The sequence below is a fragment of the Mesorhizobium sp. LCM 4576 genome, assembly GCF_001854815.1.
Taxonomy (GTDB): domain Bacteria; phylum Pseudomonadota; class Alphaproteobacteria; order Rhizobiales; family Rhizobiaceae; genus Mesorhizobium; species Mesorhizobium plurifarium.
This window is the reverse complement of record NZ_MDDT01000039.1, coordinates 49,152-65,968: the sequence shown is the minus strand read 5'-3', so window position 1 is coordinate 65,968 and position 16,817 is coordinate 49,152. Positions and strand designations below refer to the sequence as shown.

Annotated in this window: 16 protein-coding genes; 5 read left to right on the top strand and 11 right to left on the bottom strand. The window is 65.4% G+C overall.

All coding sequences use genetic code 11. From position 1 onward, the window contains the following. Positions 1–3: 3 nt before the first annotated feature. The 3 genes from LCM4576_RS21695 to LCM4576_RS21685 form a co-directional block, all read right to left on the bottom strand. A complete protein-coding gene (locus tag LCM4576_RS21695; protein ID WP_041010426.1) occupies positions 4–477 on the bottom strand; it encodes a DUF3828 domain-containing protein in 474 nt (157 codons plus the stop codon). A 110-nt stretch (positions 478–587) separates the two neighbouring features. Next, positions 588–2,237, bottom strand: a complete 1,650-nt coding sequence (locus LCM4576_RS21690; protein ID WP_071034570.1) for an ABC transporter substrate-binding protein — start codon at positions 2,235–2,237, stop codon at positions 588–590. Between the two features lie 117 nt (positions 2,238–2,354). After that, positions 2,355–3,905, bottom strand: coding sequence for a trimethylamine methyltransferase family protein (locus tag LCM4576_RS21685; RefSeq protein ID WP_071034568.1), 1,551 nt, complete (start codon positions 3,903–3,905; stop codon positions 2,355–2,357). Positions 3,906–3,994: 89 nt separating this feature from the next. On the opposite strand from LCM4576_RS21685, the gene LCM4576_RS21680 reads away from it, so the two are divergent. Both LCM4576_RS21680 and mutL read left to right on the top strand, forming a co-directional pair. Next, the gene (locus tag LCM4576_RS21680) at positions 3,995–4,897 is read left to right on the top strand and encodes a LysR substrate-binding domain-containing protein (protein ID WP_071034566.1); all 903 of its coding nucleotides are present in this window, start codon (positions 3,995–3,997) and stop codon (positions 4,895–4,897) included. Positions 4,898–5,172: 275 nt separating this feature from the next. Then, positions 5,173–7,047, top strand: coding sequence for a DNA mismatch repair endonuclease MutL (gene mutL, locus LCM4576_RS21675; RefSeq protein ID WP_071034564.1), 1,875 nt, complete (start codon positions 5,173–5,175; stop codon positions 7,045–7,047). Between the two features lie 190 nt (positions 7,048–7,237). Here mutL and LCM4576_RS21670 read toward each other — a convergent pair whose 3' ends face one another. Continuing rightward, a complete protein-coding gene (locus LCM4576_RS21670; RefSeq protein ID WP_071034562.1) occupies positions 7,238–8,131 on the bottom strand; it encodes a DMT family transporter in 894 nt (297 codons plus the stop codon). A gap of 90 nt (positions 8,132–8,221) precedes the next feature. On the opposite strand from LCM4576_RS21670, the gene LCM4576_RS21665 reads away from it, so the two are divergent. Continuing rightward, positions 8,222–9,148: a LysR family transcriptional regulator gene (locus LCM4576_RS21665; RefSeq protein WP_071034560.1), complete on the top strand. Its 927-nt coding sequence runs from the start codon at positions 8,222–8,224 to the stop codon at positions 9,146–9,148. 6 nt (positions 9,149–9,154) lie between these two features. Here LCM4576_RS21665 and LCM4576_RS36565 read toward each other — a convergent pair whose 3' ends face one another. Further along, positions 9,155–9,757 carry a hypothetical protein gene (locus tag LCM4576_RS36565; protein WP_071034558.1) on the bottom strand — a complete coding sequence of 201 codons (603 nt, stop codon included), beginning with the start codon at positions 9,755–9,757 and terminating at the stop codon, positions 9,155–9,157. Positions 9,758–9,872: 115 nt separating this feature from the next. Between LCM4576_RS36565 and LCM4576_RS21655 the strand changes: the two genes are divergently transcribed. Then, complete coding sequence (locus LCM4576_RS21655; RefSeq protein ID WP_040986608.1) at positions 9,873–10,106, top strand: DUF2093 domain-containing protein; 234 nt, start codon at positions 9,873–9,875, stop codon at positions 10,104–10,106. Between the two features lie 134 nt (positions 10,107–10,240). Continuing rightward, positions 10,241–11,005, top strand: coding sequence for a glycosyltransferase family 92 protein (locus tag LCM4576_RS21650; RefSeq protein ID WP_157900524.1), 765 nt, complete (start codon positions 10,241–10,243; stop codon positions 11,003–11,005). A gap of 58 nt (positions 11,006–11,063) precedes the next feature. Here LCM4576_RS21650 and lpxK read toward each other — a convergent pair whose 3' ends face one another. The 6 genes from lpxK to LCM4576_RS21620 form a co-directional block, all read right to left on the bottom strand. After that, on the bottom strand, positions 11,064–12,092 hold the full coding sequence (gene lpxK / locus LCM4576_RS21645) for a tetraacyldisaccharide 4'-kinase (RefSeq protein ID WP_071034556.1): 1,029 nt from the start codon (positions 12,090–12,092) through the stop codon (positions 11,064–11,066). 74 nt (positions 12,093–12,166) lie between these two features. Next, positions 12,167–13,483 (bottom strand): lipid IV(A) 3-deoxy-D-manno-octulosonic acid transferase, encoded by a 1,317-nt coding sequence (waaA, locus tag LCM4576_RS21640; protein WP_071034554.1) that lies wholly within the window; start codon positions 13,481–13,483, stop codon positions 12,167–12,169. After that, positions 13,480–14,259 (bottom strand): lysophospholipid acyltransferase family protein, encoded by a 780-nt coding sequence (locus LCM4576_RS21635; protein WP_071034552.1) that lies wholly within the window; start codon positions 14,257–14,259, stop codon positions 13,480–13,482. The genes waaA and LCM4576_RS21635 overlap by 4 nt, the downstream gene beginning before the upstream one ends. 5 nt (positions 14,260–14,264) lie before the next feature. Further along, positions 14,265–14,510, bottom strand: coding sequence for a DUF4170 domain-containing protein (locus LCM4576_RS21630; RefSeq protein WP_071034551.1), 246 nt, complete (start codon positions 14,508–14,510; stop codon positions 14,265–14,267). A 75-nt stretch (positions 14,511–14,585) separates the two neighbouring features. Continuing rightward, entirely contained in the window at positions 14,586–15,395 is an 810-nt protein-coding gene (locus tag LCM4576_RS21625) for a 3'(2'),5'-bisphosphate nucleotidase CysQ (protein WP_071034549.1), read from the bottom strand. Further along, a complete protein-coding gene (locus tag LCM4576_RS21620; protein ID WP_071034547.1) occupies positions 15,382–16,725 on the bottom strand; it encodes a TldD/PmbA family protein in 1,344 nt (447 codons plus the stop codon). Before LCM4576_RS21620 ends, LCM4576_RS21625 begins: the two co-directional genes overlap by 14 nt. Positions 16,726–16,817: the final 92 nt, after the last annotated feature.

Below are 16,817 nucleotides of genomic sequence, written 5' to 3'. Positions count from 1 at the left end.
GCATCACTCCGTCGAGGCGCCGCATTCCAGCGCGCTGAGTTTCCAGTCGTTGGTCTTGGAGCTGATGTCGGCGATCTTCCACTTGCCGTCCACTTTCTTCAGCGACCACACCATTTCGCGTTTGGAGTCATCGCCTTCCGGGAAAAGATTGAAGCTTGCCGTCACCTCGGCGATGTCGCCATTGACGGTCTCGGTGAGCTTCAGCGTCTTCGACAGGGTCTTCTGGTCGAAATCCTGGGCATCGAGGCCCGGGTCGAAGTCGATGCAGGACACCTCGTCGGGCTTCTCCTTCTGCGCCTTGTCGTTGGCCTCGAACAGCTTCGTGACCGGCTCGGTGAAACGGTCACGGTATTTGGCGTCCGCCTCGAACTTCACTGCCGGCACATAGAAGAACTTCACGGCGTTGGACGCCGGCCCGGCAAACGCGGCGCCGGGCAAGGCAATCGAGAAGACAGCGGCAAGCACTATCGGCTTCATGCAGGATCTCCGGGGTTCGGTGCGTGGCGGCAAGCTCGCCACCACGCATCCTGCATATCGCCTTTTTTGCGGCTCATGAAGTCTTTGCGGCTCATGAAGCCCGGGCGCGCTCAGGCATCCAGCCAGACGTTCTGGAAGTCCATTTCATAGGTCTGGTGCATCGAGTAGTTCTTCACCTTCTTGTTCATGTGGCAATAGAGCTTCTGCCAGAAAGGCTGAATGATGACGCCGGAGTCCTGCAGGATCGCCTCGACATCCTTCATCACCTCCTTGCGCTTGGCGACGTCGATCTGCGACAGCGCCTCCTTGAGCTTGGCGTCGAACTCCGGATTGGAGTAGGCCGTCTCGTTCCAGGCCTCGCCGGTGCGGTAGCCGAGCGCCAGCACCTGCACGCCCAGCGGGCGCATGTACCAGATGGTCATGGAATAGGGATATTTCGTCCAGTCGTTCCAGAAGGTCGAGCCTGGTAGCACCGTGCGCTTCACCTTGATGCCGGCGTCGCGCAACTGGCCGGCGATGGCGTCGCCGGTATTCTTCTGCCACTCGTCCTCGACCGTGATCAGCTCATGCTCGAAGTCGGCCTGGCCTGCTTCCGCCATCAGCTTCTTGGCGCCGGCGGCATCGCGCTCCTTCTTGGGCAGCGGGTAGTATTCGGGATGGATCGGGGCGACGTGGTGGTTCTCGCCGACCGTGCCGCGGCCGTTATAGCCGAGCTGCATCACCTGGTTGTTGTCGACCGCCATCTGCAGCGCGTTGCGCACCCGCTTGTCGTCATAGGGCTTGTGGGTGACGTTGGTGCGGGYAACGAGCGTGGTCGCCGTCGCGACCTCGGATTTCACCAGATCCATCTTGTCGAGCGGGTCGATGAAATCGGCCGGTGTTTCGAAATCGAGATCGATCTCGCCGGAATCGAAGGCATTCAACGTGGCGTTGAAGTCCGTGCCGTAGTCGATGAACTCCACCCCGTCGAGCGGCGCTTCGCCGCCCCACCATTTGCCATTCTCGCGACGTTTGACGACCGCTTTCGACCCGACCGCATAGGACACCAGCTCGAATGCACCGGTGCCGATCGGCTTCTTGATCGGATCGGCGCCGTCCTTGTCGAAGTCGCGATGCACGACCAGCGCCGGATAGTCGGTGAAGCCGGGGATGATGGCGATGTCGGGTTCGTTGAGCTTCAGCTTGACCGTATGGTCGTCGACCTTGGTGATCGCCCCGTCCTTGGCCTTGCCGGTCTTGGTGTCGATCAGCGCGCCGACGCGGGCGGCCATCGAGTTGCCGGAAGCCCCCTTCTCGCACCAGCGGTTGAGGTTGGCGACCACGTCATCGGCGTTGAAGGCATCGCCATTGTTCCAGGTGACGCCCTTGCGCAGATGCAGCGTGTATTCGGTGGCGTCGTCATTGACGTCCCAGCTTTCGAGCAGCACCGGCTCGAAGGTGAACTGGTGCGTGTAGCGCACCAGCGGCTCCAACCATGTGCGGGTGACATTCGCCATCTCCGTCCAGTCATAGGTGCGCGGGTCCTTCTGCGCCTTGACCGACATCGCGACATGCAGCGTGCCGCCCTTCTTCGGCTCGTCGGCCAGCGCCTTGGTCGGCGCGGCAAGGCCGAGCATGCCATAGGCGAAAGCCGTYGATGCGCCGAAGGCGCTCGCCAGCGCCAGGAATTCGCGCCGGTCTACCCGGCCCGCGCGCGCCTCCTCGGCCATCGCTTCGATCGCGGCCGGGACCCGGTCGCCATTGCTTCTGAACAGTGTCATTCTCTTTCTCCCATTGGTTTCTTCAGGTCTTCGCCCGGTTGGTCTAACTCTTTGTCGGAGCATGATCCCGAAAACCGGTTCCCACTTTTCGGGATCATGCTCCGACGCTGCTATCCATCAACTAACGCTGTCCGGCAGCTTTTCCTCACGCCGCGCGATCAAATCCCTGAGACCTTCGGCAATGCCCTCGTCGAGCTTCGGCTCCTGGTAGTCGGCGAGCATATTGCGCGCCTTCTCGAGRCCGCGCGTGTCGTGGTCCTTCGCGCCCTCGGCGCTCCACTGTTCGAAGGAATTGAAGTCCATGATGTTGGGCATGAAGAAGGCGCTCTCGAAATGCTCGAGCGTATGCTGCGTGCCGAGGAAATGCCCTTGCGGACCGACCTCGCGGATCGCCGCCATCGCGTCCTTGAAATCGTCGAAGGACACGCCGCCGGCATATTTGTACCAGCCGACCAGCTGCTCGCAGTCGGTCGCGAATTTCGAATAGCCRCAGGTCAGCCCCGCTTCGAGCCAGCCGGCGACATGCCAGATGTAGTTGGCGCCGGAAAGGATCGCGGCATGCATCAGCATGTTCGCCTCGTAGCCGGCCTGYGCGTCGTTGAGCTTGGAGCCGACATGGAAGCCGGAGGTGCGCCACGGCAGCTTATATTTCCTCGCCAGCGCGCCCATCAGATACATCATCTGGGCCGCTTCCGGCGTGCCGCCCATCGGCGCGCCGGTCTTCATGTCGACGGTGACCATGAACTGGCCGTAGAGCTGCGGCGAGCCGGGCCGGATGAGCTGGGTCAAAGCCACGCCCGCAAGCGCCTCGGCGTTGACCTGCGCCACCGCGCCGACGGCGGAAGCCGACGTCGAGGCGCCGCAGAGCGCGAAAGGCGCCAGGATCAGCGGCTGATTATGGCTCGCATAGACCCGCATGGCGTCGATCATGGTGGCGTCCCACACCAGCGGCGAATTGCAGTTGGTGATCGCCACCAGCACCGGATTGTCGCGCACGAACTCCTCGCCGAAGACGATACCGGCCATCGCCATCGTGTCCTCGGCACGCTCCTTCGACGTCACGATGCCCATGAACGGCTTGTCGGAATGTTTCAGCGCCGAGTGGATGATGTGCAGATGCCGCTTCGRCACGGCGATTTCCATCGGCTCGCAGATGACCGAGCTCGAGGAATGCAGCGCCGGCGCCATGTAGGCGAGCTTATGGAAATTGTTCAGGTCGGCCAGCGTGCCGTAGCGCCGCTTGTTGTCGAGATCGCGGACGTAGGGCGCGCCATACATCGGCACGAAGATCGAGTTCTTGCCGCCGACGCGCACGGTGCGCTCGGGATTACGGGCGTTCAGCGTGAATTCGGGCGGAACCTTCGAGACGAGTTCCATCAGCAACGCGCGGTCGATGCGGACGCGCGTTTCCCGGACGTCGGCGCCCGCCGCTTTCCATAGCGCGATYGCCCCGTCATCGCGGAATTCGCACCCCACCTCCTCGAGGATCTTGAGCGATTCCTCGTGGATCAGCTCCACCGCCTCGTCGGGCACGATCTCGTAGACCGGGATCTTGCGCACCAGCGTCGGAAAGGAAGCGATCGGGGCACTGCGCAGCGCCTTGCGCCCGAGGCGGCCGCCGCCGCGGCGGTGGGTCTGTTCAGTCAATTCAACGGCCGGTGCGTTCATGGAGGCTCCTTCTTCCCGCCACTCACGTTAGCGAGGGAAAATATGGCTGTGACGCTGGAAAATCCTGATCTTCTGTATAAGCTCACCTTATGCGAAGCCTGCGCCACCTCCTGCCCTCGGCCGGCAGCCTCATCGTCTTCGAGGCCGCGGGCCGTCTGTCGAGCTTCACCGCCGCCGGTCGCGAGCTTGGCATGACGCAGGCCGCCGTTTCCTATGCCGTGCGCGGGCTGGAGGAGCAGCTCGGCGCCAAGCTGTTCCAGYGACGCCACCGCCAGGTGCTTCTGACCGAAGCCGGCGAGCGTTTCCATGCCGACGTCTCGCTCGGCCTGTCCCACATCCGCAAATCGGCGGAGGACCTTCGCCTGCAGGCGACCGGCGGGCATGTGACCTTGGCAGCCTCAACCGCCTTTGGATCGTTCTGGATGATGCCGCGCCTGCAGCAGTTCCGGGACGAACTGCCGGGCATCGATCTACGCATCCAGACCGCCGACCGCGACCTCGACATCATCGCCGAGGGGATTCCGCTCGGCGTGCGCGGCGGCGTGYCGCGCGACTGGCCGGACTACCACTCGCTGTCGCTCTCCGAGGAAGAGATCTTCCCGGTCGCGGGGCCGAGCTATCTCGCCAAATTCGGCATGCCGAAGACGGTCGAGGAACTGGCGACGCACCGGCTGATCCATCTCGAGGAGCCCTATCGCGAGGCGCCGAACTGGGACGAATGGTTCGCGTCCGCCGGGACCAGCCTGCGCAATGCCGAGCGCGGCCTGCGCATCAACGACTATGCGCTGGTGATACAGGCGGTGATGGAGGGACAAGGCATCTCGCTCGGATGGCGGCATCTGGTCGAGCGCCTGGTGGCATCAGGCCTGCTGGTGCCGGTGACCGACCATGTGATGAGGACCGGCATCGGGTTTCATGTCATCTGGCCGAAGAACCGCGACCYCAGCGACAACGCGCGCAGGGTGAGGGACTGGCTGGTGGCGCAGGCTTAGGTTTCGCTGGCTCTGCGATGCAGGCAGCGCTGGCGGGACAGCGCCCCCTCTGGCCTGCCGGCCATCTCCCCCACGAGGGGGGAGATCGGATTTCGCGCTGGCCTTCGCCAATCTCCAACGTTGCAAGGGAAGCRCCACCGGCGAAGCTGCCAATCTCCCCCCTCGTGGGGGAGATGTCCGGCAGGACAGAGGGGGCGCGAAGGATCGCGGCATTAACTGTTGCCAGCCTCATCCTCCCCCTCCCCCACGCCGTTCGAATCCGCCTATAATCACCTATGCCCATCCGCCAGCTTTCCGAAACGATGATCAACCAGATCGCCGCCGGCGAGGTCATCGAGCGTCCGGCGAGCGTGGTGAAGGAGTTGGTCGAGAATGCGCTTGATGCCGGCGCCTCGCGCGTGGAGGTCGTCACGGCCGGTGGCGGGCTGAATCTCATCCGCGTCACCGATGACGGGTCGGGCATCCCCGAACAGGAACTGGCGCTGGCGGTCGCGCGGCACTGCACGTCCAAGCTCTCCGACGACATCCACGATATCCGCTCGCTGGGCTTCCGCGGCGAGGCGCTGCCCTCGATCGGTTCCGTCGCGCGGCTGTCGATCCGCTCGCGCACCGCAAGCGGCGACAGCGCGGCCGAGATCGGCATCGATGGCGGCCGCGTCTTACCGGTGAAGCCGGCGGCGGCGAACCGCGGCACCACGGTCGAGGTGCGCGACCTTTTCTTCGCCACGCCGGCGAGGCTCAAATTCATGAAGGGCGAGCGCGCCGAAAGCTCGGCCACCAGCGACGTGGTGAAGCGCATCGCAATCGCTTTTCCCGCTGTACGGTTCACGCTTGCCGGCGCCGACCGCTCGACACTGGAGCTGCCGGCAACCAGCGACACGCCGGAAGGCCGGCTCGCCCGCGTCGCGCAGGTGATGGGCAAGGATTTCCCGGACAATGCCATCGCCATCGACGCCATGCGCGACGGCGTGCATCTTGCCGGCCACGTCTCGATCCCGTCCTACACGCGCGCCAACGCGCTGCAGCAATATGCCTATGTCAATGGACGGCCGGTGCGCGACAAGCTGATCGCCGGCGCGATCCGCGGCGCCTTCGCCGACGTTTTGCCGCGCGACCGCCATGCGGTGACGGTGCTCTTCCTGTCGCTCGATCCCTCGACTGTCGACGTCAACGTCCATCCCGCCAAGGCCGATGTGCGCTTCCGCGATCCGGGCCTGGTGYGCGGGCTGATCGTCGGCGCCATCCGCGAGGCGCTGRCCGGAGCGGGTATCCGCGCGGCGACGACGGGCGCCGCCGGCATGATGGCGGYGTTCCGGCCGGGGGCGGCGCCGTATTCGCATCCGGGGCCGGCCGGCGGCCACCGCAGCTACGAGGCCGCCTATCACGCTTCCGGCTCCGGCGGCTTCGATGCGTTGCGCTCGGCGCAGCGACCGCTCGACATGGGTTACGGGGAGGCAAGACCTCGAATCAATGGTTTTGCCGAAAACGAGCAGGCTGCCTTCGATACCGGGCCGCTCGCCAGCGCCGACGCGCGGGCCGGCATGGCCGAGCCGGCCGAGGCGCTTCTCGGCATGGTGCTGGGCGCGGCGCGCGCGCAGGTGCATGAGAATTACATCGTCGCGCAGACGCGGGATTCGCTCGTCATCGTCGACCAGCATGCCGCGCATGAGCGGCTGGTCTACGAAGCACTGAAGAATGCGCTGCATTCGCGCGCGGTGCCGTCGCAGATGCTCTTGCTGCCCGAGATCGTCGACCTGCCGGAAGAAGATGCCGAGCGGCTGGCGATGCATTCGCAGACGCTCGCCAAATTCGGCCTCGGCCTCGAACGCTTCGGCCCTGGYGCGGTGGCGGTGCGCGAGACGCCCTCGATGCTCGGCGAAACCAATGTGCAGCAGCTGGTGCGCGACCTTRCCGACGAGATCGCCGACAACGACACGGTCGAGACACTTAAAGAACGGCTGGACAAGATCGCGGCGACCATGGCCTGYCACGGCTCGGTGCGCTCGGGCCGGCTGCTCAAGGCCGAGGAGATGAACGCGCTGCTGCGCCAGATGGAAGCGACGCCCGGGTCCGGCACCTGCAACCACGGCCGGCCGACCTATATCGAGCTCAAGCTGGCCGATATTGAGAGGTTGTTCGGGCGAAGGTGAGAAACCACATAGGGCGCAGCCCCCCACCCGGACCTTCGGTCCGACCTCCCCACAAGGGGGAGGTAGAGCGCCGCGCCTTAACCCTCCCCCTTGTGGGGAGGGTCGCTGCGAAGCAGCGGGGTGGGGGCAAGAAAAGAGCCGCTCGAAGCGGCTCTTTTCTTGAGCCAGGACCTGGCCCCAACCCCCTGATCTACCGCTTCAAATTCACCACGATCACGCCACCCAGCGCCAGCGCGCCGCCGAGGATGCCGAGCAGCGACGGCACTTCGCCCAGCCAGAAGAAGCCGATCAGTGCGGAGGTCGGCGAGACGAGGTAGAGGAAGTTCGAGGCGCGCGCGGCGGGCAGGCGCGACAGCGCGGTCGCCCAGGCGGCATAGGCGATCAACGAAGGCACGATGCCGAGATAGATGACTGCACCGAGACCGGCGGTGTCGGCGACCGCCGCCTGGGAAAACGCTTCCGGCAGGAAGGGCGACAGGCAGAGCGCGCCGAGCACCATGTTGGAAGCGGATATCGTCAGCGGATGATGGCGGGCAAAGAGCGGCTTCTGCACGATGGTGTTGACGGCGGAACAAAGTGCCGAGCCCAGCACCAGCAGCGCACCGGCATTGAAATGCAGGCCGTGCCCGTCGGCCACCGCGATGATGCCGATGCCGGTGAAGGAAATGACGGTGCCCAGCCAGGCTACACCTGAAAAGCGCTCGCCGAGCAGGGCCATCGCCATGATGGCCGTGAAGATCGGGCTGACGTTGATGATGAAGCCGGCCGCGCCCGCCGAGACGGTGAGCTCGCCGAAGTTGAGCATGGCGGTGTAGAGCGCGACGAAGATGGCGCCGCCGAAGGCAAAGCGCCACAGCTCGTCGATCCTGGGYAGCGCCGGACGCTTCACGGCGAGAAATATGGCGGCCGGGACCGCCGCGATGGCAAAGCGCAGCGCGCCGAGTTCCAGCGGCTGGAAGGCGGCAAGGCCGGCGCGGATCGCCGGGAAAGCCGAGGCCCAGCCGATCACCGTCAACGTCACCGCGATCGCAGCGGTGGTGTCCATGCGCTGTGTCCCATTCAATGTGCCGGTGTAAGCGCTCATTGCCGTAGCCTCGTCTTTCCGTGTCATGGAGGCAGAAAACGCTATTGCCGGCCGATTGACAAACGACCAATTCGAGGGTCAGCTGTGAGCATGGATCACAGCTCGGACCAGATACTGCCRCTCGAGACCCTGCGCGCCTTCGACGCGGCGGCGCGGACGGGGAGCTTTTCGGCGGCGGCCGAAAAACTCAACCTCACGCATGGCGCGGTGAGCCGCCAGATCGCCAAGCTGGAGGACTGGCTTGGCTTGAAAGTGTTCGAGCGCAACGCGCGCGGCGTCACGCTGACGATCGAGGGCAACCGCCTGCATTTGCGGACCGCCGAGGCCTTCGCGCTGATCTCGTTCAACTCCGACCGCTGGGTCGAGCCGCGCGGCACCGCCGTGGTGCGGCTGGCCTCGATCCCGTCGGTCAGCGGGCTTTGGCTGATGCCGCGCATGGCAACGCTCGAGAACAGCCCGACCAAGCTGCGCATCGTGCTCGACGTCGACAACCGCCAGGCCGATCTCGCCGAYGAAGGCATCGATCTTTCGGTGCGCTGCGGACGCGGCCGCATCCCCGRCCGGGTCTCGGTGCAGCTTTTTGAGGAGCAGGTTTTTCCCATCGCCTCGCCGGAGCTCGCCAAGGAGATCGGGCGTGGCGATCCTGCCCGGCTGCTGAAGTTCCCGCTGATCAACGATTCCGACGCGTCCGCATGGCGCGCGTGGTTCGCCGCGCAAGACGTCGATTACCGTCCTCGTCCGCAGGACAGGCGTTTCGAGGACTATAATCTGGTGTTGGACGCGGCGGCGCACGGGTTGGGTGTCGCGCTGGCGCGCCCGCCGCTGACCGCAGACCAGCTTCAATCCGGGCGTATCGTCGGCGTCGATGAGCGCGTTGCGCTCAATCCGGTGTCCTATTGGATGGACCGCCCGGTCGGCCGGCCGCGCGCGGCCGCGGCGGACCTTGCCAGGCGCATTGCCGAACAGGCTGGGCTTGCTCCGGAAAAGCTCGAAGCTTTCCTTCAGGACGACGTCTAAACGCGATCAGCGGAGCAACAGAACCATGATCGTCGCGGTCACGGCCGAGACGATGGCCGTGACGACCGATATCGTCCAGAGCGATACCGCGACGGAATCGGAGCGCGGCGCATGGCCGGCCGGACGGACAGCGGCACCGCGCGGCTGCGGCGCATTGGCGTTGGCCGCGACCAGCATCGCGGCGGAAGCGACGGCCGGCGAAAATGTGGACAATGCCGGCGCAACCGCAGGCCTTGGCGTATTGTCGACGACCGCTGCCTGTTGTGAGGCAAAGCCGCGCCGAGCCTGATCGGTATCCGTCGCCGCCCTGCCCGTCGGGGGTCTAGCCGGCGCATCGTCGGCGGCGGCATCGGGCTCCATGATAGCCCGGTAAGCATCCTCGGCCTCGGAGGACGACAGGCGTTGCGATGCCAGGGCGGCAGGGCGCGGCTGCGCGCTTTGCAGCGACTGGGCCGCGATTTGCGCCGCCTGCCCCGTCGAGGGCGCCTGCGGCTGGACCAGCGTCTTGATCAAGGCCGCCACCGCCGGATCGGCCTTGGGCGACGGCACCGGCTGCGGGGTGAGCGCTTCACCGATCAGGGCGTTCAAGCGGGTCGAGGTGATGTCCATACCGGCTTCCGGAAACCATTTCGCAGCTCAGCCATACCGGATGAGCATTGCGTCAAGCTTGACGTTGCTTGCGATTTGTGGCGATTGAAACCCCGATGAACGCAAGCGTCCTTTCATGATGAACCGTTTCGAAGGCCCGGGCGGCAGGGAAGCCCGGATCCGCTATCTCGACGGCGACTTCCAGGTCACCAGTCCCGGCTCATTCGTGCGCTGCGCGGTAACGGGCGAGAACATTCCCCTCGACGAGCTCAAATATTGGAGCGTCGCCCGGCAGGAGCCCTATGTGAACGCGGCGGTCTCGCTTGCCCGCGAGATCGAGATGCACCCGGAATTGCGCAAGCGGGGATAGGCCATGCGAGCCCATGCGCCGTGGCAATCAAGCTTGTCAGCGCTTAGGGTACCGCATTGAAAAACTTCAGGAAATCTCTCAAGGCCTTTGTCCGCATGCCGCTAACCATGCGTGCGAGTTGGCGCGAGCGGGCAGTGTCTAAAGCCCCACGATTCAACCTGACGGCCTGCGCCATCTTCCGCGAGGAAGCGCCTTTCCTCGCCGAATGGATCAGATTCCACCAGAGCGTGGGATTTGAGCATTTCTATCTCTACAACAATTTCTCGACCGACGACTTCACGACCGTGTTGGAGCCGTTCATCCAGCAAGGGYTGGTCACGCTGGTCGATTGGCCCCGGCCGGTGGGGCAGTTGTCGGCCTATAAGGACTGTATCCGCAGGCACTGGCGTGAAGCACTGTGGATCGGGCTGTTCGATATCGACGAGTTTCTGTTCGCGCCCGATGGGCGTGACGTGCGCTCCGTCCTTGATGCTTATCGCGACCTGCCGGGCGTCTGTGTCTGGCAGGCCTTTTACGGCTCCTCCGGCCATGTCGAAAGGCCTGACGGTCCGCTGGTCGAAGCTTACACGATGCGAGCTGGACCCGACATCACGACAGCCAAGACAATCGTCAACCCGCGCATGGTCTACAAGCCGGGCGTCCATCTGTCGAAATTCCTGTCCGGCGAAGCGATGGATACCCATCGACGGATCATCGTCCCCGGCATGCCTCCCAAGCTCGATATATTGAGGATCAATCACTATTGGTCACGATCGCTCGCCGACCTCGACCAGAAAATCCGGCGCGGCGACGCCTCGACGTCCGCGCCGCGCGACAGGGATTGGCATTTCGATTTCGAAAGCAAGCTCAATGTCGAGCGCGACGAGGCGATCCTGAAAGCGATGCGGCGCGCGGGATAGGCGCGACCGCCTCGGGGAGCGGGACCGCCTCACACTTTTTGGCAGGCGTATCCGAAGCTCAGCCCCGCATCTTGCGCTGGCGCCAGGCGTCGAGCGTCTCGTCGACGATGCGTTCGGGCACATGATCGAGCTCGAACACGGCCTCGATGTCGAGCACGTCCAGTCGATCGAGGAAACCGGCAGGCGTGTCGCCATGACGCAGCCRCGCGGCGTCCTTTGCCGTGGTGACGAGGCGCAGCCCCTCCTGCCGGGCAAGCGTCAAGAGGTCGGCAAGCTCGTCCTGGGCGTAGACATGATGATCCGGAAAGGCACGCGACAGCGCGACTTCGCCGCCCGCGCCGCGCACCGTGTCGAAGAATTTCTCTGGATGGCCGATGCCGGCGAAGGCAAGGAAGCGGCCGCCCGCAAAGCGCGAGGGGTCAGCCGGCTCGACATGCGCCAGGAAGATCGGCCGCCCGGCGCGCGCCGCCTGGCGCACGACGCCGTCGGCAGCGGCCCCCTCGCCCATCTTCAGCAAGCCGCTGGTGAACACCAGTTGGTCGACGACCTTGGCGCGGAGCGGCCCGCCCGGGATGACACGACCGTTGCCGATGCCGAAGCGGGCGTCGACCACCACCAGCRCATAGTCGATATGGATGCGCGCCGACTGGAACCCGTCATCCATGATCAGGAAATCGCAGCCATGTTGCTCGATAAGCAGCTTCGCGCCGGCGGCGCGGTTCGCCGTCACCGCGACAGGCGCATGTTCGGCGAGCAACAGCGGCTCGTCGCCGACATGCTTGGCGGCGTCGTGATGCGCATCGACAACATGCGGCCTGGCGAACGAACCACCATGGCCGCGCGACAGGAAGCCTGGCGTAAGCTGCATGCGCCTGGCCTGCTTGGCCAAAGCGATGGCGACCGGCGTCTTGCCGCTGCCGCCGACGGTGAAATTGCCGACGCACAGCACGGGTGCTGCGACCTTCTCGCGCGGAGCATGGCGCATGCGGCGGCCGGCGACCAGCCCATAGACCGCCGAGGCCGGAGACAGCGCAAGCACGCGCCAGTCCGGCCTTTCCCACCAGAAGGGCGGCGCTTCGCTGGTCATCGCGTGGGTACCGCGCAACTGGATTTCGCGCATGGTCCTTTCCAAAAATCGGATCCGACTTTTGGGATCATGACCTAGCGCCCGTTTGCGCCTTTCAGGCGCGCCTTGACGACCAGCGGCTGGATATAGGGCTCCAGCGATTTCAGCGTGCGAGCGAGCGCGCCGCGCATCTCGTCGACGGTGGCAGCACCCGCCGCCATCATTTCGTGGCGCGCCGCCTCGTTGGTCAAAAGGAAATTGACGGCTCCGGTCAGCATATCGCGGTCGCGCACCAGCTTGGCGCCGCCGCTGTCGAGCAGGCGCTGATAGGCCTCGCGGAAGTTCTGCACGTTGCGGCCGGCCAGCACGGCGGTTTCGAGCATCGCCGGCTCGAGCGGGTTCTGGCCGCCTTCCGAGGTCAGCGAGCGGCCGACGAAAGCGATCTCGGTCAACCTCAGGTAAAGGCCCATTTCGCCGATCGTGTCGCCCAGAAGGATATCGGTATCGGCCGAGATGCGGTCGCCCTTGCTACGCCTTGCCACCGAAAGGCCCATGCCGGAAATCTGCGCGGCAAGCGCATCGGCGCGGTCGGGGTGGCGCGGCACGATGATGGTCAGGAGCCCATGATGGCGCCTGTGCAGGCTGGCATGGACCTCGGCGGCCACGACCTCCTCTCCGTCATGGGTCGAGATCGYCGCCCAGGTCGGGCGCTCGCCGACCTGGCGCTGCAAGGTGGCCAAGGCCCGCTCGTCGGCCGGCGGCGGGTTGGTGTCGACCTTGAGRTTGCCGGATACGGTGACCGGCCGGGCGCCGAGCGCGCGGAACCGCTCGCCGTCGACATCCGATTGGGCGATGACATGGGCAAGGTTTTCGAACAGCGCCTCGGCGACGCTAGAACGCTTCTTCCAGGACATGAAGGAGCGGTCCGACAGCCGGCCGTTGACCAGAACCTGCGGCACGTTGCGGGCGCCAAGCTCCAGGATGGTCATCGGCCAGATCTCCGATTCGGCGATGATTGCCAGTTCCGGCCGCCAGTGATCGAGGAAACGGCTAACCGCGGGYTTGAGGTCGAGCGGTACATATTGGTGGATGATGCGGCTGCCGAGGCGCTCTTCGRCGACCTTGGCCGAAGTCACCGTGCCGGTGGTCAGAACGATGTTGACGCCATAGTCGAGGATGCTTTCGACCAGCGGCAYCACTGCGATCGTCTCGCCGACGCTTGCAGCATGGATCCAGATCACCGGCCCTTCCGGCCGCGGTCGRCCGGCGACGCCGTAGCGCTCGCGCCGACGGACGCGATCCTCCTTGCCGCGCGAGGCGCGCCAGGCGACATAGGGTCCGATCAGCGGATAGGCGGCCGCCCCCGCGTAGCGGTAGGCGGTCAGGGCCGCACGCGCCCAACGCTCGCTCATTTGCCGCCATCCACGAGGCGATAGGCCTCGGCGGTCGCAGCGTTCAGCGAGGAGGTTACCTCCTGGCGCTTGCGCTCCATCTCGGCGTCGTCGGCATCGGCCGGCACGAAGACAGGCGAGCCTACGATGACCGCCGAGCGGCCGAAAGGCAGGTTGATGGTGGTCTTGTCCCAGCTCTTCTCCAGCACCTTACGGCGGCTGGTGGCGATGGCCGAGGGCAGGATCGGCCGGCCGGAAAGCTTTGCCAGAAGAACGATGCCAAGCCCGGCATCGCGCGGCGTGCCGTTCGGAATGTCGGCGATCATGGCGACGTTCTTGCCCGCGACGAGCGACTTCTTGAGCGCGATCAAGGCCTTGGCGCCGCCTTTGTCGAGATGCCTCGAACTGTTGCGGCCGCCGGAACCGCGCACCGCCTCGATGCCGAATTTCTCGAGCATCTGCGCCTGAAGCTCGGCATCGGCGCTGCGCGAGACCATGGCGACCAGCTTGCGGCCCTTGGGATAATAGGCAGGGGTCAGAAGATGCTGACCGTGCCAGAGGGCGATGATGCCGGGTTCGAGATGCGCATAGGCCCCGCCGGCAACCTGGGTCGAGCCCTCGACCAGCGGGCTGGTGAGCCGAATCAGCCGCAGGAACCAGGCGAAARGGCTGGCGATGAAGTTCTTGACGAAAGTCGACTGCGCCAAAGGCTCGCGGATGCGCCGCCATAGCGTGCGCGTTCCGCCGCGCCTGGCGGCGCGCCGCCTGGTCGCCCCTTTCACCGCTTCATGCTCCATCGACGTCAACCGCCGGCCTTCGATTCTGGATCGAGCAAACGGTGCAGATGAACAACGAAATAACGCATATGGGCATTGTCGACACTGGCCTGCGCCTTCGCCTTCCAAGCGGCGTGCGCCGATTGATAGTCGGGGTAGATTCCGACGATGTCGAGCGCGTCCAGGTCACGAAACTCGGTTCCACCCAGCTTTTTCAACTCGCCGCCAAACACGAGGTGCAACAGCTGTTTCTTTCCGTCTTCCGCGGCCATGCCGATCCTTCGCAGATTGATGAATTTAGTGAAACGTTTAGCCCAAAGCGGCCGATTTTGGAACTGCGGGTCGACTCACCCTTGGTCAATCTCCGCGATGACCCTGGCGAGCACGCCGAGCAGTTCACCGCTGCCGGCGGCGAGCGCGCCGTGATTGATCACCTCGCCGGCGTAGCGCGGCGGGTTGCCGACGCGGTCGAGCAATGCGCCGCCAGCCTCGGTGAGGATGAGATCGGCGGCGGCGATGTCCCAGTCATGTGCGTTCGGCTTGACGAAGGTCGCATCGAGCTTGCCGGCGGCGATCATCGCCAGCCGATAGGCGAGCGAAGGAATGTAGGCGGTCYGCCGCAGCCTGTCCTGCCAGGCTTGCGGCATCAGATCGACCAGCGGCTTGGGTCCGCCGATATCGACGCTTTCGCCCAGCGGGCGCACATGGATGCGCTTGTCGTTGAGATAGGCGCCCTCGCCCGGCAGYGCCCAATAGGTCTCGCCCTTGGCCGGGCATTCGAGGACGCCGGCGAGCGAGYGCCCCTCCTCGACCACGGCGACGCTGACGCACCAGGAATGCAAACCATCGAGAAAACCGCGCGTGCCGTCGATCGGGTCGACGACGAAGGTGCGGCGCGCCGACAGCCTGGCATGGTCATCGGCGGTCTCTTCCGACAACCAGCCGTAATCCGGACGCGCCCTGAGCAAGGTCTCGCGCAGATAGGCGTCCGCGGCATGGTCGGCCTCGCTGACCGRCGAGGTGCCGCCCTTCATCCACACCTGCKGGTTGTTGCCGAAATAGCGCATGGCGATGAGGCCGGCTTCGCGAGCGGCATCGCGCAGCAGAGCGAGGTCGTCGCGGGCCTCGCTCGAGGTCAGTTGGTCAGGCACCGGCAAGGGTCATCCCCTCGATCAGGATCGTCGGCGCCGCCGTGCCGAAATTGCGGTCGAGGTCGTTCGCCGGCACCATGTTGAGGAACATGGTCTTCAGGTTCGAGGCGATCGTCACCTCGGCCACCGGATAGGCCAGCGCGCCGTTCTCGATCCAGAAGCCGGAGGCGCCGCGGCTGTATTCGCCGGTCACCATGTCGACGCCCTGACCGAACACCTCGGTGACATAGAAGCCGCGCTTCAACGAGGCGATCAAGTCTTCCGGCGAACGCTCGCCGGGCTCGATGGCAAGGTTGGTCGAGGACGGCGAGACCGACGAGCCRCTGCGCGAGCCGCGTCCATTGGTGACGAGGCCGAGCTCGCGCGCGGCCGAGGTCGACAGGAACCAGTGGTTCAAGACGCCCTTCTCGACCATCAGCAGCTTGTCGCCCTCGACGCCTTCGCCGTCGAAGGGGCGCGAGGCCTGGCCGCGCCGCCGCAAAGGCTCGTCGGTGACGGTGATTGCGGCCGAAGCCACCTCTCTGCCCATCATGTCGCGCAGGAAGCTGGTCCTACGGGCGACCGCCGCGCCGTTTATGGCGCCGGCGAGATGGCCGGCTATGCCGCGCGCCACGCGCGGATCGAACACCACGTCGACCGGGCCGGTCGCAGCCTTGCGGGCTCCGAGACGACGCACCGCGCGTTCGCCGGCCTTGCGGCCGATGTCTTCCGGCGTGTCGAGATCGGCGAAATGCTGGCGCGAGGAGAATTCATAGTCGCGCTCCATGGCGGTTCCCTCACCCGCGATGACGCTGGTCGAGCGCGAGAAGCGCGAGGCGACATATTGGCCCACAAAGCCGTGCGAGGTGGCGAGAACCAGGCCGCCCAGGCCGGCGCCGGCGCTGCTGCCCGAGGAATTGGTGACGCCCTTGACCGCCAATGCAGCCGCTTCGGCGGCAAGGGCCGCCTCCTTCAGCTGGTCTGCAGACACCTCTGTCGGGTCGAAAAGGTCGAGATCGCGCAAATTGCGGGCAAGCAGCGCGGGGTCAGCAAGGCCCTGGAACGGATCCTCGGGCGAGACCTTGGCCATCGCCACCGCGCGCTCGGCGAGCGCCTTCGGATCGGAAGCGGCGGTCGCCGAGACGCTCGCCACACGCTGGCCGACGAAGACGCGCAGCGAGACGTCCTGGCTCTCYGACGATTCGGTGCTTTCGACCTTGCCCAACCGCACCGACACGCCGGCCGAGCGGCCGCGCACCGCCACCGCGTCGGCCCCGTCGGCGCCGGCGCGCTTGGCCGCCTCGACGAGCGCCGCGACGCGATCGGTCAATTTCGCTGCGTCGAGCTTATCGGTCATGCGGTTGTTCCTGTTTGTTCAAGCAGTCCATCAGAGCGAACCCTGCGTATGGATGCTGACGCACCATCATGGATGCCACGGGCACCATCTAT

Bases quoted from the DNA above. Each gene is read 5' to 3' on its own strand.
- LCM4576_RS21695 (WP_041010426.1), bottom strand. From the start codon at position 477: ATGAAGCCGATAGTGCTTGCCGCTGTCTTCTCGATTGCCTTGCCCGGC.
- LCM4576_RS36565 (WP_071034558.1), bottom strand. From the start codon at position 9,757: ATGGACATCACCTCGACCCGCTTGAACGCCCTGATCGGTGAAGCGCTC.
- LCM4576_RS21655 (WP_040986608.1), top strand. From the start codon at position 9,873: ATGATGAACCGTTTCGAAGGCCCGGGCGGCAGGGAAGCCCGGATCCGC.
- LCM4576_RS21630 (WP_071034551.1), bottom strand. From the start codon at position 14,510: ATGGCCGCGGAAGACGGAAAGAAACAGCTGTTGCACCTCGTGTTTGGC.